This is a genomic window from Kribbella sp. NPDC051586, from assembly GCF_044453965.1.
Taxonomy (GTDB): domain Bacteria; phylum Actinomycetota; class Actinomycetes; order Propionibacteriales; family Kribbellaceae; genus Kribbella.
Map to the genome: position 1 here is coordinate 431,522 of NZ_JBITDF010000004.1, position 23,931 is coordinate 455,452.

At 69.1% G+C, this 23,931-nt stretch carries 28 protein-coding genes; 13 read left to right on the forward strand and 15 right to left on the reverse strand.

Annotated features, from left to right (window positions below):
* The first annotated feature begins 34 nt into the window (after positions 1–34).
* The 3 genes from ACIA58_RS28885 (at position 35) to ACIA58_RS28895 (ending at position 2,306) form a co-directional block, all read left to right on the forward strand.
* The gene (locus ACIA58_RS28885) at positions 35–1,492 is read left to right on the forward strand and encodes a glycoside hydrolase family 76 protein (protein WP_396406941.1); all 1,458 of its coding nucleotides are present in this window, start codon (positions 35–37) and stop codon (positions 1,490–1,492) included.
* Between the two features lie 47 nt (positions 1,493–1,539).
* Positions 1,540–2,031: a DUF2505 domain-containing protein gene (locus ACIA58_RS28890; RefSeq protein ID WP_396406942.1), complete on the forward strand. Its 492-nt coding sequence runs from the start codon at positions 1,540–1,542 to the stop codon at positions 2,029–2,031.
* A gap of 74 nt (positions 2,032–2,105) precedes the next feature.
* Positions 2,106–2,306, forward strand: coding sequence for a hypothetical protein (locus ACIA58_RS28895; RefSeq protein ID WP_396406943.1), 201 nt, complete (start codon positions 2,106–2,108; stop codon positions 2,304–2,306).
* Position 2,307: 1 nt separating this feature from the next.
* Here the strand turns inward: ACIA58_RS28895 and ACIA58_RS28900 are convergent, their stop codons facing one another.
* The gene (locus ACIA58_RS28900) at positions 2,308–3,174 is read right to left on the reverse strand and encodes an esterase/lipase family protein (RefSeq protein ID WP_396406944.1); all 867 of its coding nucleotides are present in this window, start codon (positions 3,172–3,174) and stop codon (positions 2,308–2,310) included.
* Positions 3,175–3,315: 141 nt separating this feature from the next.
* On the opposite strand from ACIA58_RS28900, the gene ACIA58_RS28905 reads away from it, so the two are divergent.
* Positions 3,316–3,948 carry a TetR/AcrR family transcriptional regulator gene (locus ACIA58_RS28905; protein WP_396406945.1) on the forward strand — a complete coding sequence of 211 codons (633 nt, stop codon included), beginning with the start codon at positions 3,316–3,318 and terminating at the stop codon, positions 3,946–3,948.
* A gap of 146 nt (positions 3,949–4,094) precedes the next feature.
* On the opposite strand, the gene pruA is transcribed toward ACIA58_RS28905, so the two are convergent.
* Together pruA and ACIA58_RS28915 are read right to left on the reverse strand one after the other, a co-directional pair.
* The gene (gene pruA, locus ACIA58_RS28910; protein ID WP_396406946.1) at positions 4,095–5,723 is read right to left on the reverse strand and encodes an L-glutamate gamma-semialdehyde dehydrogenase; all 1,629 of its coding nucleotides are present in this window, start codon (positions 5,721–5,723) and stop codon (positions 4,095–4,097) included.
* Positions 5,724–5,858: 135 nt separating this feature from the next.
* Positions 5,859–6,380 (reverse strand): TetR/AcrR family transcriptional regulator, encoded by a 522-nt coding sequence (locus ACIA58_RS28915; protein ID WP_396406947.1) that lies wholly within the window; start codon positions 6,378–6,380, stop codon positions 5,859–5,861.
* A gap of 49 nt (positions 6,381–6,429) precedes the next feature.
* Here ACIA58_RS28915 and ACIA58_RS28920 point away from each other — a divergent pair, with 49 nt between their 5' ends.
* Positions 6,430–6,819 carry a nuclear transport factor 2 family protein gene (locus ACIA58_RS28920; RefSeq protein ID WP_396406948.1) on the forward strand — a complete coding sequence of 130 codons (390 nt, stop codon included), beginning with the start codon at positions 6,430–6,432 and terminating at the stop codon, positions 6,817–6,819.
* Positions 6,820–6,824: 5 nt separating this feature from the next.
* On the opposite strand, the gene ACIA58_RS28925 is transcribed toward ACIA58_RS28920, so the two are convergent.
* Genes ACIA58_RS28925 through ACIA58_RS28945 form a run of 5 tightly spaced genes read right to left on the reverse strand, consistent with a single transcriptional unit; the run spans position 6,825 to position 10,235 of the window.
* A complete protein-coding gene (locus ACIA58_RS28925) occupies positions 6,825–6,974 on the reverse strand; it encodes a hypothetical protein (RefSeq protein WP_396406949.1) in 150 nt (49 codons plus the stop codon).
* Positions 6,971–7,276, reverse strand: a complete 306-nt coding sequence (locus ACIA58_RS28930) for a hypothetical protein (RefSeq protein ID WP_396406950.1) — start codon at positions 7,274–7,276, stop codon at positions 6,971–6,973. Before ACIA58_RS28930 ends, ACIA58_RS28925 begins: the two co-directional genes overlap by 4 nt.
* Entirely contained in the window at positions 7,273–8,202 is a 930-nt protein-coding gene (locus ACIA58_RS28935) for a Ku protein (RefSeq protein WP_396406951.1), read from the reverse strand. The genes ACIA58_RS28930 and ACIA58_RS28935 overlap by 4 nt, the downstream gene beginning before the upstream one ends.
* Positions 8,203–8,217: 15 nt before the next feature.
* Positions 8,218–8,754, reverse strand: a complete 537-nt coding sequence (locus ACIA58_RS28940) for a DUF6912 family protein (protein ID WP_396406952.1) — start codon at positions 8,752–8,754, stop codon at positions 8,218–8,220.
* Positions 8,751–10,235: a wax ester/triacylglycerol synthase family O-acyltransferase gene (locus ACIA58_RS28945; RefSeq protein WP_396406953.1), complete on the reverse strand. Its 1,485-nt coding sequence runs from the start codon at positions 10,233–10,235 to the stop codon at positions 8,751–8,753. Before ACIA58_RS28945 ends, ACIA58_RS28940 begins: the two co-directional genes overlap by 4 nt.
* A 177-nt stretch (positions 10,236–10,412) precedes the next feature.
* Here ACIA58_RS28945 and ACIA58_RS28950 point away from each other — a divergent pair, with 177 nt between their 5' ends.
* Genes ACIA58_RS28950 through ACIA58_RS28960 form a run of 3 tightly spaced genes read left to right on the forward strand, consistent with a single transcriptional unit; the run spans position 10,413 to position 12,957 of the window.
* Positions 10,413–10,901 carry a cupredoxin domain-containing protein gene (locus ACIA58_RS28950; protein WP_396406954.1) on the forward strand — a complete coding sequence of 163 codons (489 nt, stop codon included), beginning with the start codon at positions 10,413–10,415 and terminating at the stop codon, positions 10,899–10,901.
* A complete protein-coding gene (locus ACIA58_RS28955) occupies positions 10,901–12,217 on the forward strand; it encodes a hypothetical protein (RefSeq protein ID WP_396406955.1) in 1,317 nt (438 codons plus the stop codon). Before ACIA58_RS28950 ends, ACIA58_RS28955 begins: the two co-directional genes overlap by 1 nt.
* The gene (locus tag ACIA58_RS28960; RefSeq protein ID WP_396406956.1) at positions 12,214–12,957 is read left to right on the forward strand and encodes a nucleotidyltransferase domain-containing protein; all 744 of its coding nucleotides are present in this window, start codon (positions 12,214–12,216) and stop codon (positions 12,955–12,957) included. The genes ACIA58_RS28955 and ACIA58_RS28960 overlap by 4 nt, the downstream gene beginning before the upstream one ends.
* Here the strand turns inward: ACIA58_RS28960 and ACIA58_RS28965 are convergent.
* The 5 genes from ACIA58_RS28965 to ACIA58_RS28985 all read right to left on the reverse strand — a co-directional run bounded on the left by ACIA58_RS28965 (position 12,920) and on the right by ACIA58_RS28985 (position 17,725).
* On the reverse strand, positions 12,920–14,152 hold the full coding sequence (locus tag ACIA58_RS28965; RefSeq protein WP_396406957.1) for a glycosyltransferase 87 family protein: 1,233 nt from the start codon (positions 14,150–14,152) through the stop codon (positions 12,920–12,922). The two genes, ACIA58_RS28960 and ACIA58_RS28965, sit on opposite strands and share 38 nt — an antisense overlap.
* Positions 14,149–14,820 (reverse strand): HAD family hydrolase, encoded by a 672-nt coding sequence (locus ACIA58_RS28970; protein WP_396406958.1) that lies wholly within the window; start codon positions 14,818–14,820, stop codon positions 14,149–14,151. Before ACIA58_RS28970 ends, ACIA58_RS28965 begins: the two co-directional genes overlap by 4 nt.
* 65 nt (positions 14,821–14,885) lie before the next feature.
* Positions 14,886–15,680: a DUF4097 family beta strand repeat-containing protein gene (locus tag ACIA58_RS28975; protein WP_396406959.1), complete on the reverse strand. Its 795-nt coding sequence runs from the start codon at positions 15,678–15,680 to the stop codon at positions 14,886–14,888.
* A 112-nt stretch (positions 15,681–15,792) separates the two neighbouring features.
* On the reverse strand, positions 15,793–17,064 hold the full coding sequence (locus ACIA58_RS28980; RefSeq protein WP_396406960.1) for a CpaE family protein: 1,272 nt from the start codon (positions 17,062–17,064) through the stop codon (positions 15,793–15,795).
* A gap of 1 nt (position 17,065) precedes the next feature.
* A complete protein-coding gene (locus ACIA58_RS28985) occupies positions 17,066–17,725 on the reverse strand; it encodes a hypothetical protein (protein ID WP_396406961.1) in 660 nt (219 codons plus the stop codon).
* A gap of 168 nt (positions 17,726–17,893) precedes the next feature.
* Between ACIA58_RS28985 and ACIA58_RS28990 the strand changes: the two genes are divergently transcribed.
* Positions 17,894–18,142, forward strand: a complete 249-nt coding sequence (locus tag ACIA58_RS28990; RefSeq protein WP_396406962.1) for a helix-turn-helix domain-containing protein — start codon at positions 17,894–17,896, stop codon at positions 18,140–18,142.
* A 63-nt stretch (positions 18,143–18,205) separates the two neighbouring features.
* Here ACIA58_RS28990 and ACIA58_RS28995 read toward each other — a convergent pair whose 3' ends face one another.
* The gene (locus ACIA58_RS28995) at positions 18,206–18,751 is read right to left on the reverse strand and encodes a hypothetical protein (RefSeq protein WP_396406963.1); all 546 of its coding nucleotides are present in this window, start codon (positions 18,749–18,751) and stop codon (positions 18,206–18,208) included.
* A 169-nt stretch (positions 18,752–18,920) separates the two neighbouring features.
* Between ACIA58_RS28995 and ACIA58_RS29000 the strand changes: the two genes are divergently transcribed.
* From ACIA58_RS29000 to ACIA58_RS29010, 3 genes are all read left to right on the forward strand, one after another.
* Entirely contained in the window at positions 18,921–20,600 is a 1,680-nt protein-coding gene (locus ACIA58_RS29000; RefSeq protein WP_396406964.1) for a LysM peptidoglycan-binding domain-containing protein, read from the forward strand.
* A gap of 1 nt (position 20,601) precedes the next feature.
* Positions 20,602–21,645 (forward strand): Rv3235 family protein, encoded by a 1,044-nt coding sequence (locus ACIA58_RS29005; RefSeq protein ID WP_396406965.1) that lies wholly within the window; start codon positions 20,602–20,604, stop codon positions 21,643–21,645.
* Between the two features lie 147 nt (positions 21,646–21,792).
* Positions 21,793–22,749 carry a VanW family protein gene (locus ACIA58_RS29010; RefSeq protein WP_396406966.1) on the forward strand — a complete coding sequence of 319 codons (957 nt, stop codon included), beginning with the start codon at positions 21,793–21,795 and terminating at the stop codon, positions 22,747–22,749.
* Here the strand turns inward: ACIA58_RS29010 and ACIA58_RS29015 are convergent, their stop codons facing one another.
* Entirely contained in the window at positions 22,750–23,157 is a 408-nt protein-coding gene (locus tag ACIA58_RS29015) for a cupin domain-containing protein (RefSeq protein ID WP_396406967.1), read from the reverse strand.
* Positions 23,158–23,211: 54 nt separating this feature from the next.
* Here ACIA58_RS29015 and ACIA58_RS29020 point away from each other — a divergent pair, with 54 nt between their 5' ends.
* Positions 23,212–23,919 carry a helix-turn-helix domain-containing protein gene (locus ACIA58_RS29020; protein ID WP_396406968.1) on the forward strand — a complete coding sequence of 236 codons (708 nt, stop codon included), beginning with the start codon at positions 23,212–23,214 and terminating at the stop codon, positions 23,917–23,919.
* The last annotated feature ends 12 nt before the right edge of the window (positions 23,920–23,931 follow it).

Here is a 23,931-nt window from a genome sequence, read left to right on the forward strand (position 1 = left end):
CCGCATTCTTCCTACCGCCCCAGGGAGATCCGTGATGTCCGTTGGAATCGTTTCCAGCCTTGCCCTGCTCATCGCACCCCTCGGCGCGCCCCCACCGGCGCCGGCAACGCCGGAGGTGAACATGTCCACGCAGGCGACGATCTGCAACAAGTACTGCGACGCGCGCGACCCCGGCCTCGCTCCGAAGGACCGCACCCCCGTCTCCACCACGCTCTTCGGCCGGACGATCACCCTGCACCTCGACGATGACGACGCGATGGGCTGGGCCTCGATCGACAACGGCAACCCCGGCGACGAAGTCTGGCTGGATCGCTCGATGGACGGCGGCCGCACCTGGTCCGGCGGCAGCCGCCTCGGCAACGCCGCGATCCCCAGCGGGCAACGAGGTTGGCGCACCTTGATGTACAACGTCGACGACTGGAACAACCTCGGCGTCGGCGCCGTCCGCGCCTGCGGCAAGGCCGGCGACCGCGCCGACATCGCCTGTACGCCGTGGGCGCGGCCGACCTGGAACGCCTGGGACCGTCGTACGGCGGCCGCCACCGCACTCATGCAGGACTACAACTTGTCCACCGGCCTGTTCGACACCACCGGCTGGTGGAACTCGGCCAACGCCCTCAACGCGCTGATCGACAACATCCGCGTCAGCGGCATGCACAGCTACGAGTACGCGATCGCCCGCACGTACGACCTCAACCTCGGCCATGCCGAAGGGCAGTTCCGCAACGACTACATCGACGACACCGGCTGGTGGGGCCTCGCGTGGGTCGCGGCGTACGACCTGACCGGCGACGCCCGCTATCTCCAGACCGCACGCGCCGACGCCGACCACATGGCGGCGTACTGGGACAACACCTGCGGCGGCGGGGTGTGGTGGAGCGAGGCGAAGACGTACAAGAACGCGATCTCGAACTCGCTGTACATCCAGCTCAACGCGCAACTTCACACCCGGGTCGCGGGTGACACGACATACCTGCAACGCGCCCAGGCTGGGTGGACGTGGTTCCAGCAGACCGGGATGATCAACGGCTCGGGGCTGGTCAACGACGGCATCGACCTGTCCACCTGCAAGAACAACGGCGACACCGCGTGGACGTACAACCAAGGCGTGCTGATCGGCGCGCTCACCGAGTTGTCCAAGGCAACGAACAACTCGGCGTACCTGGCCTCTGCGCGGCAGCTCGCCGACGCATCGACCACCGCGGCGTCGCTGCACACCGCGGACGGCATCCTGCGCGAGCCGTGCGAGGACGGCGACTGCGGCGGCGACGGCCCGTCGTTCAAGGGCGCGCACGTCCGCGGCCTCGGCAAGCTGAACGCCGTGCTCGCCGATCACCCGTACACGTCCTACCTGCAACGCCAGGCCGACCGCGCCTTCGCGACCGACCGTACGCCGATGGACCAGTACGGCCTGCACTGGTACGGCCCCGTCGACAAACTCGACGCGGCCCGGCAACAGTCCACCCTCGACCTCCTCAACGCCGCCCCCTGAAGCCTGCGTAGGCCCCGGTGACCGACCGGCAATGCCATGATGAGCGCATGGAGCTGAAGCTGTCGGCGTCGTACGACGCCACCCCCGAGGAAGTGTTCGCGATCGTCACGGACACCACCTTCCGTGAGCAGGCCTGCGAGAAGACCAAGGCGCTGTCGTACGACGTCCAGGTGAGCACGTCCGGCGGCGACACGGTCGTCCGGGTCAGCCGGAAGATGCCGGCCACCGACATCCCCGACATGGCCAAGAAGTTCGTCGGCGAGACGCTCACCGTCGTGCAGACCGAGACCTGGCACCCCGCCGCGGCCGACGGTTCGCGGACGGCGGACGTGTCCGGCGAGATCTCGAACACGCCGGTCACGCTGAAGGGCAAGGCAAGCATCGCCAGGTCCGGGGCTCAGACCGTCCAGGCGATCGACCTGGACGTGAAGGTGGCCGTACCACTGATCGGGAGGAAGCTGGAGCCGATCGTCGTCGACGCCATCCGCTCCGGCCTGGTGAAGGAACACGACCTCGGCCGCGAGTGGAGCGCCAAGTAGCCGTGTCGCTGCGCTGAGCGCGTCACCTCCGGTGGCAACCTGAGAAGAAGGCTGCACCGGAGGTGACTCGTTCCATGCGAAGTTTCAAGCCGAAGTTGACCGCGCCTGCCACCGATGTCGAGCAGTTCTGCGTGTTCTGCGCGACCACGATGCCGTTCGAGCGCATCGAAGCCGCGGACCACCTGGTCGACGAGCCGGACGAGTGGATCTGCATCAAGTGCGGCTCCGCGCTCCTGGTCGATCCGCCACTCCAGCAGAGCAGCCGCACGGCGTGACCTAGAGCGGCGGACCGAACGCGCAGACCACCCGGCTCGCGTGGGCCGGGTCCAGGGCGTTGGCGACGAGCTGAGCGACCGTCGGGTCGAAGGCCAGCCCGACATGGCCGACCGGGTCCAGCGGACACGTGTCCTGGACGTACTCGTTCGTCACGCCGGGCTCGCGGATGAACGACGTCTCGTGCGGCGTCACCAGCGCGTCGAAGCGCGACGCGATCACTGTGTACTTCGTCCCCGGCTGAGCGATCGGCCCGGCGGTCAACGTCTGCACGGCCGATCCGCCGACGATGAGCTCGACGCATGCCGCGCAGCCGAACCGCTGCAGCACCTGGTCGACGAGCGGCCCGAGACCGAGATAGTCGCCGACGCTGACCAGCCCGCCGAACGTCGTACCGTGCGTCGGCGGTGCCAGCGCGACCACCTTGCCGACCTGGCCGGCGTACCCGCGGACCTTCGGACCGTAGATGCTCTGGAACGCGCCCTCGGAATGACCGACGAGGTCCACCTTCGCGGCGCCGGTCGCGGTGCGGACCCGCTGCACGAACGCCTCGATCTCGGCGGACGAGCGGGCGATCGAGACCGTGCCGCCGACCGGGATGCTCGGGTCGGCCTGACCGTACGTGAGCGTGAAGGCGCAGTACCCCTTCGCGGCCAGGAACGGGCCGAGGTACGAGTAGTTGCCGGGACCGTTGCCGCCGAGCCCGTGGAGCAGGACGAGCGGGTCGGGGTGTGCGGCCGACGGCTTGCAGGACCAGTTGTCGAACCCCGACGACGGTGCGGCACTGGCCGTGGTCGCGGAGGTGACCGAGGCGGCCAGCAGAGCGGCGGCGAACAGGCCGGCGGCCGTCCGCCGGAAGCGATTGCGCATGACAAGCTCCCCGTGATGGTTTCAGTCGGTGACCAGTGAACCACGGTCAGTGGAGCATGCTCGCCAGTTACAAACAAGAGCTCGGGTTCGAAACATGTTCTCCTCGGTTACGACGCGCGTACCGGGGGTAGTGTCCAGCGCATGAGCAGGACCATACGGGGACTCGACGCCGAGCAACGCCGGGCGGAACGACGCGAGCAGCTGCTGGACGCAGCGCTCAAGCTCTTCGCCGCCGAGGGCTATCTCGGTACGTCGATCGAGCAGATCTGCAGTACCGCGTTCATCGGGACGAAGAGCTTCTACGAGCTCTTCGCCAGCCGGGAGGAGTGCTATCTCGCCCTACTCCAGCGGACGTCCGAGCGGCTGGAGGAACAGGTGGCCGGCGCCGCCGCGCAGGCCACCGGCAACGAGCGGCAGGAAGCGCCGCGGCTGCTGGCGACCTTCGTGCACGCGCTGGTCGACGACCCGCGGATCACGAAGGTCACCTTCGGCATGGCCTCCGGCATCTCGGCGGCGGTCGAGAGGCAACGCCGTACCAACCGCCGCTGGGCCGCCGGCTTCCTGGTGCAACTCTGGGACCGGTACGACGGCCCGCAGCCGGACGAGCAGCGCACCGTCCGGCACAGCGTCGCGATCGGTCTGGTCGGCGGCATGTTCGACCTGATCTCGGACTGGCTGCTGGAGGCGAATCTCGCCGACCAGGACCAGATCGAGACCCTGGTCGACGACCTGACAACCTTCTACATCACCGTCCGCCGAGGCCTGGCCCGCTAACGCCCATCCCCCTCGCCCTCGCCCTCGCCCTCGCCCCGCCCCTGGGCCATTTGAGTGGTTAACCACTCAAATGCACCTCTCCTCCCCCGGATGCGAGAGGGGAGGGGGCGAGTTCAGAGGTTCACCACTCAAATGGACGGGTGGGCTCAACCCTGGTGGGGGTAGCGGTAGTCGGTCGGCGGAGCGAAGGTCTCCTTCATCGACCGTGGGCTGGCCCAGCGGATCAGGTTCCACATCGAGCCGGCCTTGTCGTTCGTCCCGGACGCACGCGCTCCACCGAACGGCTGCTGCCCGACCACCGCGCCGGTCGGCTTGTCGTTGACGTAGAAGTTCCCGGCGGCGAACCGCAGGTACTCCGAGGCCTCCGCGACCGCGTGCCGGTCCTGCGCGATGACCGCACCGGTCAGCCCGTACGGCGCCGAGTGCTCCATGCCCCGCAGCACCGAGTCGTAGTCCGCGTCGTCGTACACATGCACGCCGAGGATCGGGCCGAAGTACTCGGTCGTGAAGATCTCGTCGGTCGGGTCGTCGGAGACCAGCAGCGTCGGGCGGACGAAGTACCCCTCACTGTCGTCATAGGTGCCGCCGGCAACGACCTGGATCGAGTCGGTCGCCGCCGCCCGGTCCAGCGCCGCCTTGTGCTTGGCGAACGCGCGGTCGTCGATCACAGCGCCGATGAAGTTCGACAGGTCGGAGACGTCGCCCATGGTCAGCGAGTCGGTCTCCGCCACGATGTCGTCCTTGATCAGGTTCCAGACCGAGCGCGGGACGTAGGAGCGTGACGCCGCCGAGCACTTCTGGCCCTGGTACTCGAACGCGCCGCGGACCATCGCCGTCTTCAGCACCGCTGGGTCCGCCGAGGGGTGCGCCAGGATGAAGTCCTTGCCGCCGGTCTCGCCGACCAGCCGCGGGTAGGTCTTGTACGCCGCGATGTTCGTGCCGACGGTGCCCCACAGGGACTGGAACGTCTTGGTCGAGCCGGTGAAGTGGATGCCGGCCAGATCCGGGTGGGTGAGCGCGGCCTTGCTCACCTCGATGCCGTCACCGGTGACGAGGTTGATCACACCGGCCGGCAGGCCCGCGGCCTCGAGCAGCCGCATCGTCCAGTGCGCCGCGAACTGCTGCGTCGGCGACGGCTTCCAGACCACGGTGTTGCCCATCAGCGCCGGCGCGGTCGGCAGGTTGCCGGCGATCGCGGTGAAGTTGAACGGCGTGATCGCGTAGACGAACCCCTCCAGCGGCCGGTAGTCGACCCGGTTCCACACGCCCGGGGACGAGATCGGCTGGTCGCTGACGATCTGCCGCGCGAACGCCACGTTGAACCGGAGGAAGTCGATCAGCTCGCAGGCGGCGTCGATCTCGGCCTGCTGGATCGTCTTCGACTGGCCGAGCATGGTGGCCGCGTTCAGGGTGTCGCGCCAGGGGCCGGCCAGCAGGTCGGCGGCCTTCAGGAAGATCGCGGCGCGGTCGTCGAACGAGAGCGAACGCCAGGACGGTGCGGCCGCGAGCGCTGCGACGACGGCCGCTCGGCCGTCCGCCTCGGTCGCGTTGCCGAGCGTGCCGAGCACGTGCGCGTGCTTGTGCGGCTGCACCACCTCGACCGGCGCACCGCCGCCCAGCTTCTGCTCGCCACCGATCGTGCAGGTCAGGTCGATCGCACCCGCGGCGTTGAACTCCTTGAGCTTCGCCTCCACGCTCGCGCGCTCGGCCGAACCGGGCGCATACCCCTTGACGGGCTCGTTGGCGGGCGTCGGGACGACGGTGACAGCATCCATTCTGCGAAGCTCCTCTGCTGGCTGGGGGCCGGTGTAGGTGGCCGGCCTGCCCATCGATGACACAAGCATGGTGCCATGACTGACCACCGGAAACGAACCTGACTACAGACCTGACCACGAGGCCTACTGGTCCGCTCAGGGGGTAACTACTCCGTGCTGCAGCATCTGTAGCATACGTTTCACTCGAGCGGGCTCGGCCGTCGCCATGCCCGCGCTGAGGACCAGCAGGTCGAGGGGGTCCACATCCGGCCGCAGGCGACCGTCCCGCTGGGCTCGTCCGACCAGGCGCCCAGCTGTCTCCACCATCGACTCGTGCCACGCATCGTGAAGCTCCGACCGCCGCGCGGACGGCTCCAGGTTGCGAGCCAGATCACCCTTCTCGGCCACGTGCCGGATGAAGCGCTCCAGCCAGTCGAACAGGTCCACGCCGTCGTCGACCGCACACAGCTCAGCCACCTCCTCGGCGTAGACCGCGACGATCAGGTCGTCGCGGGTCGGGAAATGCCGGTAGAGGGTGGCGTTGCCGATCCGGGCCCGCCGCGCGATCTCGTCCAGCGCCGCCTGGGTGCCGAGCTCGGCGAAGACGGCCCGGGCGGTCGCGACGAGCTGGTCGCGGTTGCGCCGGGCATCGGCTCGCAGCGGCTTGGACGTGGACATTCCTGCTAGGCTAACGCGAAAACGGGGATCTCCCCAGTTAGGAGCGCCGATGGATCTCGACGACCGCATCGCGATCACCGAGCTGATCTCCATGCACGGCCATCTGGTCGACGCGGGCGAGCCGCCGGACCGGTTGTTCACCCCGGATGTCAGGTACGACGTGTCGGACCTCGGCGGCGGCGTACTGATCGGGCCGCAGGCGCTGTGGGAGGCCGGACTGGCCCTCGGCGACGGCAATCCGGTCGGGCATCACGTCACGAACATCGTGCTGACCGAGGTCGGGCCGGACGAGGTCGCGAGCCTCTCCAAGGGGCTCGGCGTGATGGCGGACGGCAGCTGTGGCAGCGCCACCTACAAGGACACCGTCGTCCGGACGCCGGCCGGCTGGCGGATCAGCCACCGCAAAGTGATTCCCCGCCGCCGGCCACTCGGGCGCTGAGCGACTCAGCGCCGCCAGGGCATGTGTTGCAGGGCCCAGGTGTTGCCGTCCGGGTCCTTGAACCACGCGTAGAACACGCCGCCGAGGTCCTCGGTTTCACTCACCTCGACGCCCCGGCCGATCAGCTCGGCGCGGGACGCCTCGATGTCCTTCACGACGAGTGCAGACCGCGCTGGGAGCCGGGCTCCATCGCCATCTGCGCCAGGCCGGTGGTGAGGCTGATCGAGCAGTACGAACCCGGTGGGGTGAGCTGCACGATCCGGACGCCTTCGGCCGGGCTGACATCGACGTCCGCGACGAACCCGCACTGTTCCACGTAGAACTGCTTGGCCCGGTCGACGTCGGTGACGGGGATCGGGATCAGCTCGAGCAGGTACGAACCCGGCGCGACCAAGGGGTGCGCCGGGTCGACCGGGATCTCGGACTCGTCGGCCGGGACTTCGGTGCGCTCGGTCATGCCGACTTCTTCGCAGCTTTCTTGGCCGTCTTCTTGGCGGGGGCCTTCTTGGCCGCGGCCGCCTTCTTGGCCGGGGCTTTCTTGGCGGCGGCCTTCTTCGCCGGCGCCTTCTTGGCCGGCTCGGACTCGCCGGCGCCACCGCCCGCACGCCGGGCCTTGGCCGCCTCGACGGACGCCCGCAGCGCGGCGACCAGGTCGACGACCTCGGCGCCCTCGGTCTCCTCGTCCTCGGACTCCGGCAGCGGCACGCCTTCGGCCTTCGCCTGGACGACCTTCTCCAGCGCCTCGCGGTAGTCGTCGTGGTACTGCTCCGGGTCGAACTCGCCTCGCAGCGTGTCGATGTACGACGACGCCATCGCCTTCTCCTGCGACCGGATCTCGACATCCTCCGGCGGCGCCGCGAACGACTTGTCCCGGATCTCGTCCGGCCACAGCATCACCTGGAGCACCAGGACGTCGTCAACGGTCCGCAGCAGTCCGAGGCTCTCCCGCGACCGGAGCGCGACCTTGACCAGCGCATACAGCTCGGAGCCGTCGAGCGCGTCGCGGAGCAGCACGTACGGCTTGGCGCCCGGGCCACCGTCGGCCGCGAGGTAATACGACTTGCCCAGGTACAGCGGGTCGACCTGGTCGGCCGGCACGAACTCGAGGACGTCGATGACCTTCTTGCTGGACAGCGGCAGGTCGGCGAAGTCGTCGGACTCGAGCACGATCATCCGGCCGTCGGGCATCTCGTAGCCCTTGCCGATATCGGAGTACGGCACCTCTTCGCCGTCGACCGAGCAGACCCGCTTGTACTTGATCCGGCCCCCGTCGGCGACGTGCACCTGACGGAACGAGATGTCCTTCTCCTCCGTCGCCGAGAACACCTTGATGGGGATCGTCACCATCCCGAACGAGATGGCCCCCTTCCAGATCGCCTGCATCGCCATCAGCTCCCGTCAGTTCGATCCGTTCGACCCGTTTCGGCCCCGCGGCCCCTCCGCCGCGAGCAGGTCGGGAATCTCTTGCGTCGCGTACCACAGCAGGTCTTCACCCTCGCACGAATCCAGGGCGAACACTGCGTCGTCGTCACCGTTCTGTGCGGCCTCCCAGAGGTCGGCCGCCTTCCTGATCACCGGGATCGCGTCGGTCGCATCCACGTGGACAGCGGCCACCGCCCGCCACGGAATCACCACGTGCAGCTCCAGGCGCGCGTCACCGAGCTCGACCGATCCGTCCGCCGGTGGCACGGCGCTCACCTCGGCCGCGATCACCACGCGTCTGCGGGCTGTCGTCGGATCCGCCGAAAGCAGTCCCACGGAGGCGCGGCCCGCCTGCGCCATCGCGGCGTACTCCAGCTCCTCGTCGTCGCCCTCGGCGTACCACTCCCGCAAGGCCGGCGTCACGGCGTACGCCGGCAGCGGGGCCGGCCCGATCTCCCCCGCGTTGCACGCCGCGCTCAGCAACTGGAGCGTGGATGGGATGTAGACCCTCATGAACCCGCCTTCTTGGGCTGTGCGTTTTTCGGTGTCTGGCCGCGGGTCTTCTTCCGGCCCCGGGAGGCCCGGTTCCGGCTGCCCTTGGTGGTGTCCAGCAGTTCGTCGAGCGCATCGGTCACACATTGGGCGAAAACGGCGAGGTCCGGCATGGCGGTCCGGTCCGCATTCAGACCGTAGTACACCTTGCCGTCGTACGACGTGACGCCGACGGACAGGCCCTGCCCGGGCATCAACGGGACGACCGGGTACGACGCGAGCATCGGGGCGCCCTGCGCATACAGCGGGAACTGTGGGCCCGGGACGTTGGTGATCACGACGTCGTCGATCGGGCGGACCGTCGTGGTCGCGACCCTGGCGGCCAGCGCGTGCAGTGTCGTCGGGGCGAACCCCGCGATACCGACCAGCGACCGGGCGCTGACCGCGCGACCGGTGTCCTTGTGCACCTTGGTCTGGTACGAGATCTGGTGCAGCCGCATGACCGGGGAGTTCTCACCGACCGGGAGGTTCACGGTCGAGGCGATCACGCGGGAGCCGAGCGACGTCGGCTCCTCGTCCTCGTCGTCGCGGATGCTGACGGGGATCACCGCGCGCACACTCCGGGTGGGCCCGACACCCTCACCGCGGGTCATCATCCAGGCCCGGAACGCACCGGCGACCACCGCCAGGATCACGTCGTTGACCGTGCCGCCGTGGGCAGCGCGGACGGTCCGGTAGTCCTCCAGGTCGGTCTGCACGGTGGTGAAGCGGCGCTGGCCGGAGGTCTTCACGTGCAGTGAGCTCTCCTGCGCGTGACGCTGCGCGACCAGCGAGCCGACCACGTCGCCGAGCACCTCACGCACAGACATGGAGCCGGTCAGGCTGGTCATCTCGGCGCGGGCCAGCTCGAGCACCGCGGTCGGGTGCTTGGTGGCGTCGGAGAACACGCCGGCGAGCAACTCCAGAGCGGACGGCGGGTGGTCGGGCTGCCAGGTGTCGGTCGGTGTTTCGCGCGGGTGTGCGGTCGAGTCCAGGACGACCTGGCCGATGTCGACCGTGCTGTTGCCGTCGACAAGCGCCTGGTGGGACTTCGCGATGATCGCGAACCGGTCACCTTGGAGGCCCTCGACCAGGTACATCTCCCACAGCGGGCGGGCCCGGTCCAGCCGCCGGGACATGATCCGGGCGACCAGCTCGAGCAGCTGCGCGTGGGTGCCGGGCCGGGGCAGGGCGGAGCGCCGGACGTGGAAGGTGATGTCGAACTCTTCGTCGTCCACCCAGACCGGTCCCGCGAACCGGCCGGGCACTTGCTGCACCCGCTGCCGGTACCGCGGCACGAACGCGATCCGGTCCCGGATCAGCGCGACCAGGCTCTCGTAGTCGAACCCCTCGTCGCCGTGCACCGGCGGCTCGAAGATGTCGACCGTCCCGACATGCATCGGCGTGGCCGGCGACTCGGCCTTCAGGAAGGTGAGATCAAGCGACGTCAGCCGGTCAGGCATCCGGTGCACCTTCCTCTCTGTACGGATCTGTACGGATTGCTTCACCCTAGCGGCCGCCACCGACAGTGGGCTGCGACACTGGCCGTACGGGAACACTGAGTCATTGGTGTTCGTCAGGCAAGAGGGTGTGTCCGCACCCTGAGAAGTTCACCACCCCCTCGAAAGGCTTCTGGACCGATGCGTTCGACGCTCACTCGCGGTGCCGCCACCGCTCTCCTGCCCACCCTCGGCATGCTGGTCCTGGCAGGTTGTGGTGGAGGCGACTCCGGCAGTGGCTCGAGCACCCCGTCACCGAGCGCCCCGGCGAGTACGCCGACCTCGAGCCTGCCGACCAACACCCCGACCCCGGGCTCGCCGAACCCCAGCTCCCCGTCGAACACCGCGGACCCGTCCGGCGAGCAGGCCGACGTGACCATCGACGTCACCGTTGCCAACGGCAAGGTCAACCCGAGCGGCGCGACCATCAAGGTGAAGGCCGGCCAGACGGTCCTGGTCAAGGCGATCAGCGACGCCGCGGAGGAGGTCCACATCCACGGCTACGACAAGGAGCTCGAGCTGACCCCGGGCAAGCCCGCCTCGGTCAAGTTCACCGCGAACATGAAGGGCACCTTCGAGGTCGAGACGCACAAGAGCGGCAAGCTGGTCGCCAAGCTCGTAGTGTCCTGATGCTTCCTCTTCACGGGATCGGCGGGCGGCAGGATCTGCCGGTTCCGTTCGGGTTGGCGGTGGCCGGCGCCGCGGTCGCGGTGACGCTCTCGTTCGTCGTGCTCGGGCTGGCGTGGCGGAGTCCGAAGTACCGTGGCAACGCCTCCGGCAAGCCGTTGCCTGCCGCAATCACCCGGACGGTCGACGCGGGCTGGTTCCGGTGGGTCGTCCGCGTGGTCGGGCTGGCGATCTTCCTGTACGCGATGGTGTCGCTGATGTTCGGCGTGGACCGGCTGACGAACCCGATCTTCGGGTTCATCTACATCCTGGTCTGGGTCGGGCTGGTGCCGATCTCGATCGCGTTCGGCCCGGTGTGGCGGACGCTGAACCCGCTGCGCACCATCCATCTCCTCCTCTCGAAGCTGCTCCGCCAGCCGCCGTCGAAGGGGCTGCTCGAGCTCCCCGCGTGGGTGGGGCTCTGGCCGGCCGCGCTCGGCATCTTCGCGTTCACCTGGCTCGAGCTGGTCGCTCCGGACCGCGCGACGATCCCGGTGCTGCAGGCCTGGATCGCGCTGTACGTCGTGATCACGATGTTCGGGGCGATCCTGTTCGGCGACCGGTGGTTCTCGCAGGGCGACCCGTTCGAGGTCTACGCCACGTTGATGTCCAGGCTGTCGCCGTGGGGTCGTCGTACCGATGGCGCCTTGGTGGTACGTCGTCCGCTGGAGAACCTCGACGGACTGAAGCCGCAGCCGGGCCTCGTCGGCATGGTCGCGGCCCTGCTCGGCTCCACGGCGTACGACGGATTCTCGAACTCGTCGACCTGGATCGGCTGGGCGCAGAACCAGGACATCTCGATGACGTGGCTCGGGACCGCCGCGCTGATCGTCTTCATCCTGGTCGTGCTGGGCACGTACTCCGGCGCCACTGTGCTGGCGGGGCGGCTGTCGGACAGCTCGCGGACTTCACTGCCAGGACTGTTCGCGCACTCCGTCGTGCCGATCGCCCTCGGGTACGTCGTCGCGCACTACCTGACGCTGTTCATCCTGGAAGGGCAGCGGACGCTCATCTACTTGAGCGACCCGCTCAGCAACGGCGCCAACATCTTCGGCACCGGACTCCTCGCGGTGAACACCGGCATCACCAACCACAGCACAGCGATCGCGGTCATCCAGGTGCTGGCGGTCGTCTGCGGTCACCTGCTCGGCGTTGTCTCGGCACACGACCGCGCGGTCGCACTGTTCCCGCGCGCAAAGGCTCTTGCCGGTCAGATCCCGCTACTGGTCGTCATGGTCGGCTACACCTGCGCCGGCTTGCTCCTACTGTTCTCTTCGTGACGTACACGCCCACGGAACGCTCCACCCTCCGCGACGCGCTTGTCGCGGAGGCCCGAGCAGACGCACGTATCACCGGCGCCGCACTGACCGGATCCGCCGCGATCGGCGCGGAGGACGAGTGGTCGGACATCGATCTGGCGCTCGGCCTCGCCGCCGACGCGGACCAGTCCAGCACAGTCGCCGACTGGACCTCGACGATGTACGCCGAGCACGGCGCCATCCACCACACGGACGTGTGGTCCGGCCGAACCATCTACCGAGTCTTCCTGCTCGACTCCACGCTCCAGGTAGACATCGCCTTCGCGCCGAGCGGAGCATTCGGAGCCCTGGGCCCCACCTTCCAACTGCTCTTCGGCGAGGCCGCCGAACAGCCGGCCGGCAGTACGCCGAACCCGGTCGACCTGATCGGTATGGGCTGGCTGTACGCGTTGCACGCGCGCTCGAGCATCGCCCGCGGCAAGGCGTGGCAGGCGGAGTACATGATCAGCGGAGTACGCGATCACGTGCTCATGCTGATGTGCCTGCGCCACGGCGTACCGCACTCACAGGGTCGCGGACTGCATTTGTTGCCTGCAGCCACTACTGCGACGGTCGAGCCGACGCTGGTGCGATCGCTGGACGCCGACGAGTTGCGGCGGGCGTTCCGCGCGAGTGTCGACGTACTGCTGGACGAGGTGGCTCAGGTCGACGCCGACCTGGCCGTCAGGCTGACTCGGACGCTTCGGGAGCTGACGGCTTAGGCAGACTGCGGCTCGTGACGAGGAGCAGGATGAACGCGATCATGCCGACGATCAGGTGCGAGTTCCCGGGGATCGACTGCCAGAACGTCCAGTTGAGCTCACGGTCGTCGCGGTACGGGACCCACCAGATCGAACGCAGCACGAACAGGCCGTAGAACAGGACGCCGGTGACCACGGCCGGGTTGAGGCCCCAGACGCGGTTGATGCCGCGGATCAGGCTGACGCCGAGTGGGATGATCCAGACCCAGTGGTGGCTCCACGAGATCGGCGACGCGTAGAGAACCGCCAGGGCCATCACCGAGATCGCCGTGACACGCTCGTCCGCGAGCCAGTAGCGTCGCGCCAGCCAGAGCACGAGCAGGCCGAAGACGACCGAGACCACGAACCACGTGGGCTGCACCCAGCTCGCGTCGTTTCCGATCCGGTGCAGGAAGCCGTTGAACGACTGGTTGCCGGTGTACGCGATCCCGCCGACCCGGTTCGCGTCGAGGATCACGTCGGTCCAGTACCGCCACGACTGGTGCGGCACGATCGCGAACCCGATCGCCATCGTCGCCAGCAGCCCCAGTACGGCGTTGCGCAGCGCCCGCCACTGCTTCGTCACGACGAGCAACGCCAGGAACGGCAGCGGGGTCAGCTTGACGCCGATCGTCACGCCGACCCAGAAGCCACGCAGGCGCGTGTCGTTCGGCCGGACCAGGTCCAGCAGGATCATTGCCGTCAGCAACAGGTTGATCTGGCCGAACTGGATCGTCTGCCAGACCGGCTCGAGCAGCAGCGACAGCACGGTGAGCGCGACCAGCGCGGCGGTGCGCTTGCGCTGGGTGACGAACGACCAGAACGTCTTCGGCAGGCTGGTCCGCCAGAGCGCGGTGATGCACAGCACCGAGATGGTCGTCCAGGTCACCAGCGCGACGCCCCATGGCACGGCGGCCAGCGGGACCATCGCGATCGCGGCGAACGGCGGGTAGGTGAACGGCAGACCGGAGCCGGCCAGCTGCGCGTCGTACAGCGACTTGCCGTGCAGGAGCACCGAGCCGCCCATCCGGTAGACGCGCAGGTCGATCATGCCGCCGAACAGGCTGGCGGCCCAGGCGCCGAGCGCGACGAGGACGGCGCAGCCGACGATCGCGATGACGACGCGACGACTGCGGGCCGAACGAGCTGGGGAGGAGGGAGGGGTGGTCACGGTCACGTCAGGTCGGCTCCGAACAGGGTTTCCAGCGCTCGCCGGGTCTCGTCGTACTCGGTGTGAAGAATCGCGGTCATACCGACCGCGCGGGCGCCGTCGACGTTGAGTTGCAGGTCGTCGATGAAGACGCACTCCGACGGCTCGAGGTTCAGCCGGCGGGCCGCGAGCAGAAAGATCTCCGGCTCGGGTTTGCGCAGGCCGACCTCACCGGAGATGACGATGTCGTCGAACATGCCCGCCCAGGTGTCGCGCGGGTACGTGTTCCCCCAGGAGTTCGACAGCAGGGCGGTCTTGATACCGCGTTCGTTGGCCCGGCGGACCAGCGCGGCCATCGCCGGCTGGTGCTCGAAGTGGGCGAACATCCGCTCGATCAGGCCCTCGGCCGGCACCGGCGTACCGTCGCGGCGGACCAGCATCGAGGCGAGCTTCCGCTCGAAGTCGGGCACGGCGATCTGGCCGCGCTCGAGCGCGTGCACCGGGTTGAGCTCGGCCTCCGCGGCCGCGTCCTCGGGGGACGCCGCGGGCAGCCATTTGAGCACTGCTTCGAGGTACGAGTCGAAGTCGAAATCGTCGAGCTCGGCCCAGCGACGCAACGCCGCCTCGAGCCCTGAGGTGAGCACTCCGCCCCAGTCCACCAAGAGACCACGCGGTATCACTCGCACCTCGACCATGCCCGCAAGCCTACTCAGACCGGGGCCGTCATCACCCTTCCGGCCCCGGCCCTCACTCCCAGTGGTCAGTGGTTGTACTCGATGGTGACGTCGCCGGAGGAGGTCTTCGCCTGGATGGTGCGGGTGGCGTTCGGGTCGATCTTCACGTTCGCGGACTCGTCGCCGGAGGAGGTGTCGGTGTCGACCTTGTACGACTCGTCGCCGGACGGGATCCGGATCGACACGTCGCCCGAGCTCGACTTCGACTCGACCGACTGCGGCGCGACAGTGAAGTCGAGGGACGCGCTGCCGGAGCTGCTGCGCGTGATCACCGACGTCGCGGTGAGTCCGTCGGCGTCGACGTCACCTGAACTCGACTCCAGCCGCAACGGGCCGCCGACGTCGTGCACCTGGATGTCCCCGGAGCTGGTCTTCACTTCCGCCCCGCCGGAGAACCCCGAAACCGTCACGTCCCCACTGCTGCTGTCGACCGTCAGCTTGACGTCCCGCGGCACGGTGAGCACATAGCTGGTCTTGCACCCGAACGACAGGAACCCGCATCCGCCGCTGTCCAGCTCGAGCTTGCCGCCGCCCTCGTCGTACTTCTCCTTCGGATCCGAGCCGAACACGTTCCGCTCGGACTGCCGCTCGACCTTCAGCTCGGTGCCGTCCCCAGGCCGTACTTCGAGCGTCGCGGCCCCGCTCCTCACCAGCAGCGAGTCGCCCTGCAGCGCATAGCTCTCCTGGCCGCTCTTGGTGCCCTCGGTCAGCCCGGTGAGCGCCCAGTACGCACCACCGAGGATGAGGGCGACCGAGATGGCAATCCCGTACCGCCGGTTCGTGCTCATCGAGCTCTGCGGCGGGCCCTGGACATCGGACATGACACTCCCTGCGGGTCGAAGTACTGCCACCCTGGCACATCGCGGGCGGGCTGTCGGCGGGGTTGTCCCCCAGTTCCCCACCGATCCGACCCTGACTTCCCGAGGGGTCGGATCAGGCGGGCACGAGCTCCTTGACGACCGCGGCGGCCAGCTGCTGGAAGGACTTGCGGAGCTTGCTGGACTTCGCCGCCTCCGCGAGGCTGCGGCCGTGGGACATGGCGGCGTCGACCGCGCTCAAGTCGTACGGCAGGAGGGCGGTCGGCTCGATGCCGGCGTACTGACCGAGGGCCTCGGCCACCGTGTCGCCCGGTGAGCCGCCGAGGGCACCGGACCGGAGCCGGTTCACCACGACGCGCACGGCCGCCGAGGGCACGACGGCGCGCACCTCGTGGACCGCCCGGATCAACCGCGTCAGCCCGACCGGATCCGCCGTGCCGACGATCATCACCTCGTCGGCCGCCTCCAGCGTCGCCACGGTCGCGCCGTTGCGGCGTGGGGCGAGCGAGTCGAACGAGATCTCCTCGTCGGTCTCGATGCAGAACCCGACGTCGGCCACCGTGACCGGAGCCAGCTCCCGGGCCGTCGACCAGATCGCCTCGATCGCCGCCGGTCGCAGCTCGGTCCATCGATCGGCCCGGCTGAGCCCGGTCAGCACCAGCAGCCGCGCCTCGACCTGCCGCGCGTGCTTCGCGAGCGTGCCCATGTCGAGCGAACCGTTCGACGCCGAGCGCGCTGCGGCGGCCAGCCCGGACGTCTCGTCGAGCATGCCGAGCATCTGCGCCACGGTCCCGCCGTACACATCCGCGTCGGCGAGCAGCGTCGGCACGCCCTTCGCGGCCAGCTCGCAGGCGAGGTTGACCGCGACCGTCGTCCGGCCCGGCGCACCGGTCGGACCCCAGACCGCGATCAGCCGGCCGGTGCCCTGCGGGTACGCCGCCGGCTCGTAGTTGATCGTCGACTCGGGGCTGAGCGGGACGAATCCGCCGGAGAAGTGCGAGCTCGACACAGCGGGACCCGACTCGACCGCGTCGGTCACCGCGCGACCGAGGTCGGTCGGGCTGACGTCGGCGGGCAGGATCCGCTCGATCCCCATCCGGCTCAATCGGTCCTCGGCGCCGAACGGGGCGCCGGTCTCGGTCGGGTCGACGAGGGCGAGCACCGCGATCCCGCGGGCGTGCAACGCGGCGACGGCGTCGGCGGACAGCCGGGCCAGGGCGTCGGCGAGCAGCACGGCGCGGGCCTGACCGCTCGCGGCGGCGGCCATCACGTCGGCGATATCGACGCAACGCCGTACGACCTTGATGCCCGGCGCCCGCTCGGTCCGCTGCACGACGTCCGCCTCCCAGGGCGCGCCGGTGACGGCCAGCAGGACTGGGATCGCCATATCAGCCGGCCTTCCGGACCAGGGTCGGCTCGCCTGCGCTGATCGCGCTCAGTGCAGCTGGGATGCGGGGCAGGTCGGCCGTGGTGAGCCCGATCAGGACCTGGCGCCGGGCAGTACTACCCGCGACACCCTTCACCGAGTCGATCTGCAGCACACGGACGCTGCTCCACAACGGTCTCGCCGACTGGGTCTCCTCCTTCGGCACCACCCAGACGTCCACAATGTCGCCGACCGCGGTGTCGGACGGCAGACGGCCGGTCGCGACGGAGAGGGGCAGCTCGGTGCGGTCCTGGTCGGACTTGGCGACGGCCGCGTCCTTCGGCAGGAACTCGCCCTGGTCGATCGCGCGGCCGGCGACCAGGCCCTTCACGTCGGCATCGGCCGCGAGGTACCGCTCGGAGTCGTTGGTGCTGGTGAAGCGGACCCGGACCGTGGTCAGGTCGTCGTCGGTCAACGGGACCCCGACCTTGAGGTCGTGCTTGGCGGCCCAGATCGTCGTGGTGTCGTCGGCCGACGACAGCAGCTTCGCGCCGGCCAGCGCGGTGACGGCGACGAGCAGCACGCCGAGGACCAGGCGGCCGTCCTTCCACCGGGCCTTGCGGTTGCGCTGGGCCGGCGCGGACGGCGCCCCGAATCCGCTTCGCACGGCTGTCTCGACCACGTCGTCTCCCCAGTCAATCGATCGTTCTCGGGCGACATTCTGCCTGGTCCCGGATCGCGGCGTGAACGGTCATCCACAGGCAGTCACAGGCTGGGGACAAACCCGGCCGTCCACCCGCCAACCGTGGCAAACTGAAACAACCAGCCACTATGTGAAGGAGTACGACGGATGCCGGGTCCCCGCTTCCTCCAGCTCGCCGATGTCGCCGAGGTGCTCAACATCTCCGCCAACCAGGTCTACGCCCTGGTCCGCCGCGGTGACATTCCCGCGGTCAAGATCGGCGGCCGCGGTCAGTGGCGGGTCGAGTCGACCGAGCTGGAGAAGTACATCGAGCGGCTCTACACCGAGACCAAGGACTTCATCGACGCCCATCCCTTCGGCGAGGAAGCCGAGACCACCGAGGACGCACAGCTGTAGTAGTTCCCCTTGGTCGCACCAGCGGGCTGGCGCTGGAGCGACTGCTGCTTGCGCCGCCTTGGTTCAGCGGCGGCGGAGGGCTCGGAGGGCCTGGGTGGGGACGAGGCGGACGCTGTTGACCTCGGTGCGGCGCCGCGGGGCGTCGAGCGGGTGCTCGGCGAGCTCCAGGAAGTCGGCGCCGACGCGGTCGATGGTCCCGGTGACCGGGCCGCCGCCGCTGCAGAACAGGGTGACCGGCGAGCGGTCGCGGGCAATTCCCCGGAGCAGATGGGCGAGCCCGAGCTTGCCTTCGACCGCTCCGGCCGGCTCGGCCCAGGGGCCCAGGCGGTGTACGGCGACGAGTGCGGTGACCGGGATCAGCCACTCCTCGTAGCGCTCGGTCTCGAGCAGCAGGCAGTCCTTCCCGACCCGGCTGAGCATGCCGCGGACGGGCTCGGCGTCGTTCACTTCGACGCGTACGACGGTGTTGACCGCGCCGCGGAGCCGGTCGAGGACGGTGATCTTCCCGACCTCGGCGCGGATCCGATCGGCGACTTCGCCGTACAGATCTGACTCCTGGAGCGCCTCGAACTGCGACTCCAGGTCCGCGAACAACGCATCCCACCGCATGACCGCGAACCTACCGGTCCGGGGTGCTCCGGCGGCGGTCGCCCGTCACTCTGCGCGTCGGAAACCGACGCTGTGTGCGTTAAGGACTTGCAAAGCTGGCCCAGGACCGGTCTATAGTGATCAAGCCAAAGCAAACTAGCGCAAACTCATAGGTCGGGAGCGAAGCGGGATGAACGCGATGATCCGGGCGCTGAAGGGCACCCTCGCGGTGCTGGCGCTGGTCGGTCTCGGCCTGCTGCTGCGGTGGATGACCGCCGGGTCGATCACCGGCGCGCGGACGTACGACCTGGATTCACTGACCGTCCTCGCGGTCGGGACGGTCGCCTGGATCGCGTACGGCTGGCTGGTCCTGGCGGTCCTCACGACCGTCCTCGAGCAGATCCCCGGCGTCGTCGGCGAGCTGGCCGGCGCCGTCGCCGGCCGAATCACCACCAAGACAGCCCGCACCCTCCTCCGCTCCGGCCTGGGCGTAGCAGCCGTCACCCCCCTCACCGTCGGCGCCGCCAACGCAACCCCCGCCCCCACCACCCAAGTCCTCCAGTGGCCCCAGTCCACCCCCTCCACCATCCACCTGACCGACTCCGACTGGCGCACCACCGAACCCCGCTCCACCCTCCAACCCGGCACCACCCACCCGCCCACCAGCTCGCAGCACAAGTCCGCCACCACCCGGCGAACCACCGACCCCGCCTCCACCATCCAGATCAGCGGCACCGACACCAACGTCCACCGGGCAGCCGCGGACAACACGACATCTCGGCCGGCCACGAGGTCGCAGGAGGGCTCCGCCAACACCTGGCGCGCTACCGAGCCGGCCTCCACCGTGGAGATCAGCGGTCCCGACAGCAACGAGCAGTCCGCCGCAGCAGCCAGCACCGCAGCTCAGTCGGCCACCAAGCCGCCCACCAGGTCGCAGCAGGAGTCCGTTAACACCTGGCGGGCTACCGAGCCCGCCTCCAGCGTCCGGATCGGTGGCACCGACGCCAGCGCGCAATCCGCTGCAGCCGCAGCTAGAACTGCAGCTCAGCCGACTGCTAGGTCGCAGCGGGAGTCGGCTGAGGCGTGGCGGGCTACTGAGCCTGCTTCCAAGGTGGAGATTGGTGGGGACGAGGAGCCGCGGCAGGATGCCAAGGCCTCTGCCGACTGGCGGGCGAACGAGCCGGCGTCCACCCTGCGTCTGGGTGGCTCAGCCGCCGACACGAGCGGTCGCCCAACTACGTCGGACCGCCCGAACGCCTCAGAGCGTGCGGCCGGCTCTAAGCATCCGGTGACCTCGGAGTCCCAGGTCGGCACTGACCGCCGGCCCGGCTCCGACCATCCAACCGTCTCTGACCGTCCAACCACCTCTGAGCGCCCGACCACCACTGGCCGTCCGACCACGTCTGAACGTCCGACCGCAGCTGAGCGCGAGGGCCGTCCTGAGCGCCAAGTCACCTCTGACCGCCCGGCCAGCACAGGTAACCAGGCCACCTCAGACCACCCAGTTGCCTCTGAGCGCCCGGCCGGGTCGGAGCGCTCGGCCGGGTCGGGGGGTCGGGGCGGGGCTGGGTGGGGGCGGGTGGGGGTGCCGGATCGGCCTACTGAGGGGGCTGCTACTCGGTATACGGAGTTGCGGGCGGGGGTGACGGTGCGGGTTGTTGTGCGGGAAGGGGACTCGCTCTGGGCGATTGCTGCTCGGGAGCTCGGGCCGGGTGCGACGGACGAGGCGATCGCGGCGCGGTGGCCGGAGTGGTACGCCGCTAATCGGCATGTGATCGGGGACGACCCCGACCTGATTCTTCCCGGGCAGGTACTCCGCGTGCCGCCCGCATCCACCGGCCACCTCCCGCCCACCCATCAGGAGCCGTGACATGAGCCAGCCACAGAACCTCCGCGCGGACGATCTCCCGCTCACCTCCCGTACGACCAACCTCACCTCGGCACCGGAATCAACGGAGGCTCTCATGGCCGTCACCGACCCGACCTCGCCGGCGGACTCAGTCACCCTCACCGCAGTCCCCGCGCCGGCGCCGGATGTGCTCGCTTCTGTGACCAGGCCGCGTTTGTGGTCGGTGGGTGGGAGCCACACGGTGCCGGCGACTGCGCGGTACGCGGCTGAGCTGACGGACGGCGCCCTGGCCCTTCGGTTGCAGGCGATCACGCGACTCGGGGTCGAGTCGGCGCCGCACCGGCTGTCGAGCATCGCGGCGTACACCACTCACCAGCCGCAGGCTCGCAAGCTCGCGCTGGTTCCGGATGGTGCAGAGCAGGCGGCTGGGCAACCTGACGGAGCCCAGCCGCCGCACGCCTCCCGCACCGATGCGCCCAGTGGTCTGTCGGCAGTACCGGACGCGGGCGCAGCGCGAGTAGATGCGGAGACCGGGGCACACGCTGAGGAGCGCGCTGACGCGCTGGCAGGTGACCAGCATGCTCCGGGCGCGGGAGCTGTGCGGGGTGGCCGGGTTCGGCACGTGGCACAGCGAGTCGCGACCGCGCAGCCCAGTAAGGCGTCCCAGCAAACGCAGGGCGAGCAGACGTACGTCGGGCAGGCGCGGGGTCGTTGTGGTGAGTTGCCGGTGGTGCCGGAGGCTCGGGTTTGGGGTGGGCGGTTGGCTCAGGCGGTTTCGGAGGTGCTGGCCGGGGATCGGCCGATCTCGCAACTGGTGCGGTTCACCGATGACGTGGTGTTCATGGAGTTGAACCGGCGCGTTCGGCTGCTCGGGTTGAACACGACCGCCGGCACTCGCGGCGCGAAGGAGAAGAGCGCGGTGCAGTCGGTGCGGGTGTTCATGCCGAAGCCGTTCATCGCCGAGGTGGCGGCGCATGTACGTCGTGGCGGCCGGTCGCGGGCGATCGCGTTGCGGATGGAGATCCGCCGCAACCGCTGGGTGTGCACCGCCCTCGAGATCGGCTGAAAACACCACGCATCCGAACTCTTGCCACCCACCCGGCGTCATAGGGAGCGCAATCGGATCGTGCGGTTGCTGTCATCTGAATGGGCCTGCGGCGGCGTACGGTAACCGAGGTCGGTCGCGAGGCCGGCCAACTCGTTCGGGGGAATGATGTCTGAGACCACAATCGCCACACCACTGCACGAATCGGCGTCGGCTGGGGTGACGCCGGGTACGCCGTGGCGGGTCGAGGTGCGGGAGCTGAGTGAAGCGGAGCGGGCCCGTGTGCTGCCCGCGGTCCACCATCGCCGGTGGAGCGAGCGGATGCCGCTGCTCTACCCGCTGGCGGTGCGGTACCACCGTGTGCTCAAGCGGCTCGAGTGGATGAGGTCCAGCACGCCGTACGCCGCGATCCGGCAGACAGGCGACCTTCCGGTGCGGATCAAGCGGCACAAGTCGCTGCTGCTGCGTCAGCTCGGCGAGACCGAGATGTGGATGCAGCACAACAAGGTGACCAACCTGAAGCTTGCCTGCGCACAGGTCGACGGGCTGCTGATCCGGCCGGGTGAGACGTTCTCCTTCAACAAGCTGGTCGGCAACGCGACCCGGCGCAAGGGATACATGCAGGGCATGCGGCTGTCGAACGGACAGGCCCGGCCGGGCATCGGCGGTGGCATCTGCCAGCTCGCCAACCTGCTGCACTGGATGGTGCTGCATTCGCCGTTGACCGTGACGCAGCGGTCGACGCACAGCTTCGACCCGTTCCCGGACAACGGCCGGGTGCTGCCGTGGGGAGTGGGCTGCAGCATCGTCTACAACTACGTGGATCTGCAGTTCCGCAACGACACCGACCAGACGTTCCAGCTGCACGTCGGCGTCGGCGACCGCTACCTCGAGGGCGAGATCCTCGCCGACGTGCCGGCCGAGTCGTCGTACCGGGTGTTCGCCAAGGAGGAGCGGTTCCTCCGCGTCGGCGCCGACTACTTCCGGCGGAACGAGATCTGGCGGACGGTGATCGACCGCCGCACGGGTACGGCGCTGCGCGACGAGCTGATCCGCGAGAACGTTGCCCTGGTCAAGTACCTGCCCGTCGACGTACCGGTCCTGGACGTCGTCCTCCCGCACTGATCATCCGAGCAACGAGCACCCGTACTTCTCGAACAGCGCCGCCACATCACCGGAGAACCCGCCGTGCAACTCCGCGAGCAGGGCCTTGGTGGTCGCCGACATGACGAGCACGTACCGCGCCGGCTCCTCGGACGGATTCCCGAACGTGTGCGGCACGCCCCGTGGACCGACGATTCCGGAACCGGCCGGTACGTCGTAGTCCTCGCCGTCGATGTTCAGCCGCAGCGTCCCGGACAGCACGTACCACGCCTCGTCGTCGGCGTGGTGAACATGCAGCGGCGCCTGCCATGCGACCTCGTCCGACGTACGACCCGCGGCCTCCCACTCCGCGAGCACGAGCCCGGATCCCTCCGGTGCAACCGTCCGCCCGAGCAGCGGAACCCCTGACAGATCGTCGCGTCGTGACATCGGCATCTCCTCCGCGGGTCCAGGACTGTCGGTGCGGCGTTGCAGACTGGAACTGTGACTGTAGCCGTCGAGCCGTACCGGGAGCGTGCCGCGCTCATCCCGGGCGCCGACCTGTGGACCCGGACGGCCGAGGGTGGGGAGTATCGGATCCTGCCCGACGGCTGCATGGATCTGCTGCTGATCGACGGCGACCTGGTCGTCGCGGGGCCGGACAGTCACGCGTGGACGGGCAGCGCCTCCCGCGGCACGCAGTACGCCGGGATCCGGTTCGCGCCCGGTGCCGCGCCAGGCTTCCTCGGCGTACCGGCCCGCGAACTGCTGAACGAGCGCGTCCCGCTGGCCGACCTGTGGTCACCGACCCGGAGCAGGCAGCTGCTGGACCGGATCAAGTCGTCCCCCGACCCGGCCGTGGCGCTGGATGCGGAGGTCGCCAAGCTGGTCGACGAGCCGCCGGACCGACTGATCGGCTACGTACTGCGCAACGTCCGCGGCGGACTGCTCCGCGGCACAGCCGGAGTCTCCCGGTTGGCGGAGACGATCGGGCTGAGCGAGCGCCAACTGCACCGACGCTGCCTGGACGCGTTCGGGTACGGCCCGAAGATGCTCGACCGCGTGCTCTGGATGAACGTTGCTCTCGACCACGCCCGCACCGGCCTTGCCCTCGCCGACGTCGCCACCTTGACCGGGTATGCCGATCAGGCCCACTTCACTCGCGACGTCAAAGCACTGACCGGTCTACCACCTAAGACGCTGCTGGGCTGAGCCGCTGACGCA

Excerpts from the sequence above, each read along its gene's own strand:
- ACIA58_RS28885 (WP_396406941.1), top strand. The coding sequence starts at position 35 with ATGTCCGTTGGAATCGTTTCCAGCCTTGCCCTGCTCATCGCACCCCTC.
- ACIA58_RS28890 (WP_396406942.1), top strand. The coding sequence starts at position 1,540 with ATGGAGCTGAAGCTGTCGGCGTCGTACGACGCCACCCCCGAGGAAGTG.
- ACIA58_RS28895 (WP_396406943.1), top strand. The coding sequence starts at position 2,106 with ATGCGAAGTTTCAAGCCGAAGTTGACCGCGCCTGCCACCGATGTCGAG.
- ACIA58_RS28900 (WP_396406944.1), bottom strand. The coding sequence starts at position 3,174 with ATGCGCAATCGCTTCCGGCGGACGGCCGCCGGCCTGTTCGCCGCCGCT.
- ACIA58_RS28905 (WP_396406945.1), top strand. The coding sequence starts at position 3,316 with ATGAGCAGGACCATACGGGGACTCGACGCCGAGCAACGCCGGGCGGAA.
- pruA (WP_396406946.1), bottom strand. The coding sequence starts at position 5,723 with ATGGATGCTGTCACCGTCGTCCCGACGCCCGCCAACGAGCCCGTCAAG.
- ACIA58_RS28915 (WP_396406947.1), bottom strand. The coding sequence starts at position 6,380 with ATGTCCACGTCCAAGCCGCTGCGAGCCGATGCCCGGCGCAACCGCGAC.
- ACIA58_RS28920 (WP_396406948.1), top strand. The coding sequence starts at position 6,430 with ATGGATCTCGACGACCGCATCGCGATCACCGAGCTGATCTCCATGCAC.
- ACIA58_RS28930 (WP_396406950.1), bottom strand. The coding sequence starts at position 7,276 with ATGACCGAGCGCACCGAAGTCCCGGCCGACGAGTCCGAGATCCCGGTC.
- ACIA58_RS28935 (WP_396406951.1), bottom strand. The coding sequence starts at position 8,202 with ATGCAGGCGATCTGGAAGGGGGCCATCTCGTTCGGGATGGTGACGATC.
- ACIA58_RS28940 (WP_396406952.1), bottom strand. The coding sequence starts at position 8,754 with ATGAGGGTCTACATCCCATCCACGCTCCAGTTGCTGAGCGCGGCGTGC.
- ACIA58_RS28945 (WP_396406953.1), bottom strand. The coding sequence starts at position 10,235 with ATGCCTGACCGGCTGACGTCGCTTGATCTCACCTTCCTGAAGGCCGAG.
- ACIA58_RS28950 (WP_396406954.1), top strand. The coding sequence starts at position 10,413 with ATGCGTTCGACGCTCACTCGCGGTGCCGCCACCGCTCTCCTGCCCACC.
- ACIA58_RS28955 (WP_396406955.1), top strand. The coding sequence starts at position 10,901 with ATGCTTCCTCTTCACGGGATCGGCGGGCGGCAGGATCTGCCGGTTCCG.
- ACIA58_RS28970 (WP_396406958.1), bottom strand. The coding sequence starts at position 14,820 with ATGGTCGAGGTGCGAGTGATACCGCGTGGTCTCTTGGTGGACTGGGGC.
- ACIA58_RS28975 (WP_396406959.1), bottom strand. The coding sequence starts at position 15,680 with ATGTCCGATGTCCAGGGCCCGCCGCAGAGCTCGATGAGCACGAACCGG.
- ACIA58_RS28980 (WP_396406960.1), bottom strand. The coding sequence starts at position 17,064 with ATGGCGATCCCAGTCCTGCTGGCCGTCACCGGCGCGCCCTGGGAGGCG.
- ACIA58_RS28990 (WP_396406962.1), top strand. The coding sequence starts at position 17,894 with ATGCCGGGTCCCCGCTTCCTCCAGCTCGCCGATGTCGCCGAGGTGCTC.
- ACIA58_RS28995 (WP_396406963.1), bottom strand. The coding sequence starts at position 18,751 with ATGCGGTGGGATGCGTTGTTCGCGGACCTGGAGTCGCAGTTCGAGGCG.
- ACIA58_RS29000 (WP_396406964.1), top strand. The coding sequence starts at position 18,921 with ATGAACGCGATGATCCGGGCGCTGAAGGGCACCCTCGCGGTGCTGGCG.
- ACIA58_RS29005 (WP_396406965.1), top strand. The coding sequence starts at position 20,602 with ATGAGCCAGCCACAGAACCTCCGCGCGGACGATCTCCCGCTCACCTCC.
- ACIA58_RS29010 (WP_396406966.1), top strand. The coding sequence starts at position 21,793 with ATGTCTGAGACCACAATCGCCACACCACTGCACGAATCGGCGTCGGCT.
- ACIA58_RS29015 (WP_396406967.1), bottom strand. The coding sequence starts at position 23,157 with ATGTCACGACGCGACGATCTGTCAGGGGTTCCGCTGCTCGGGCGGACG.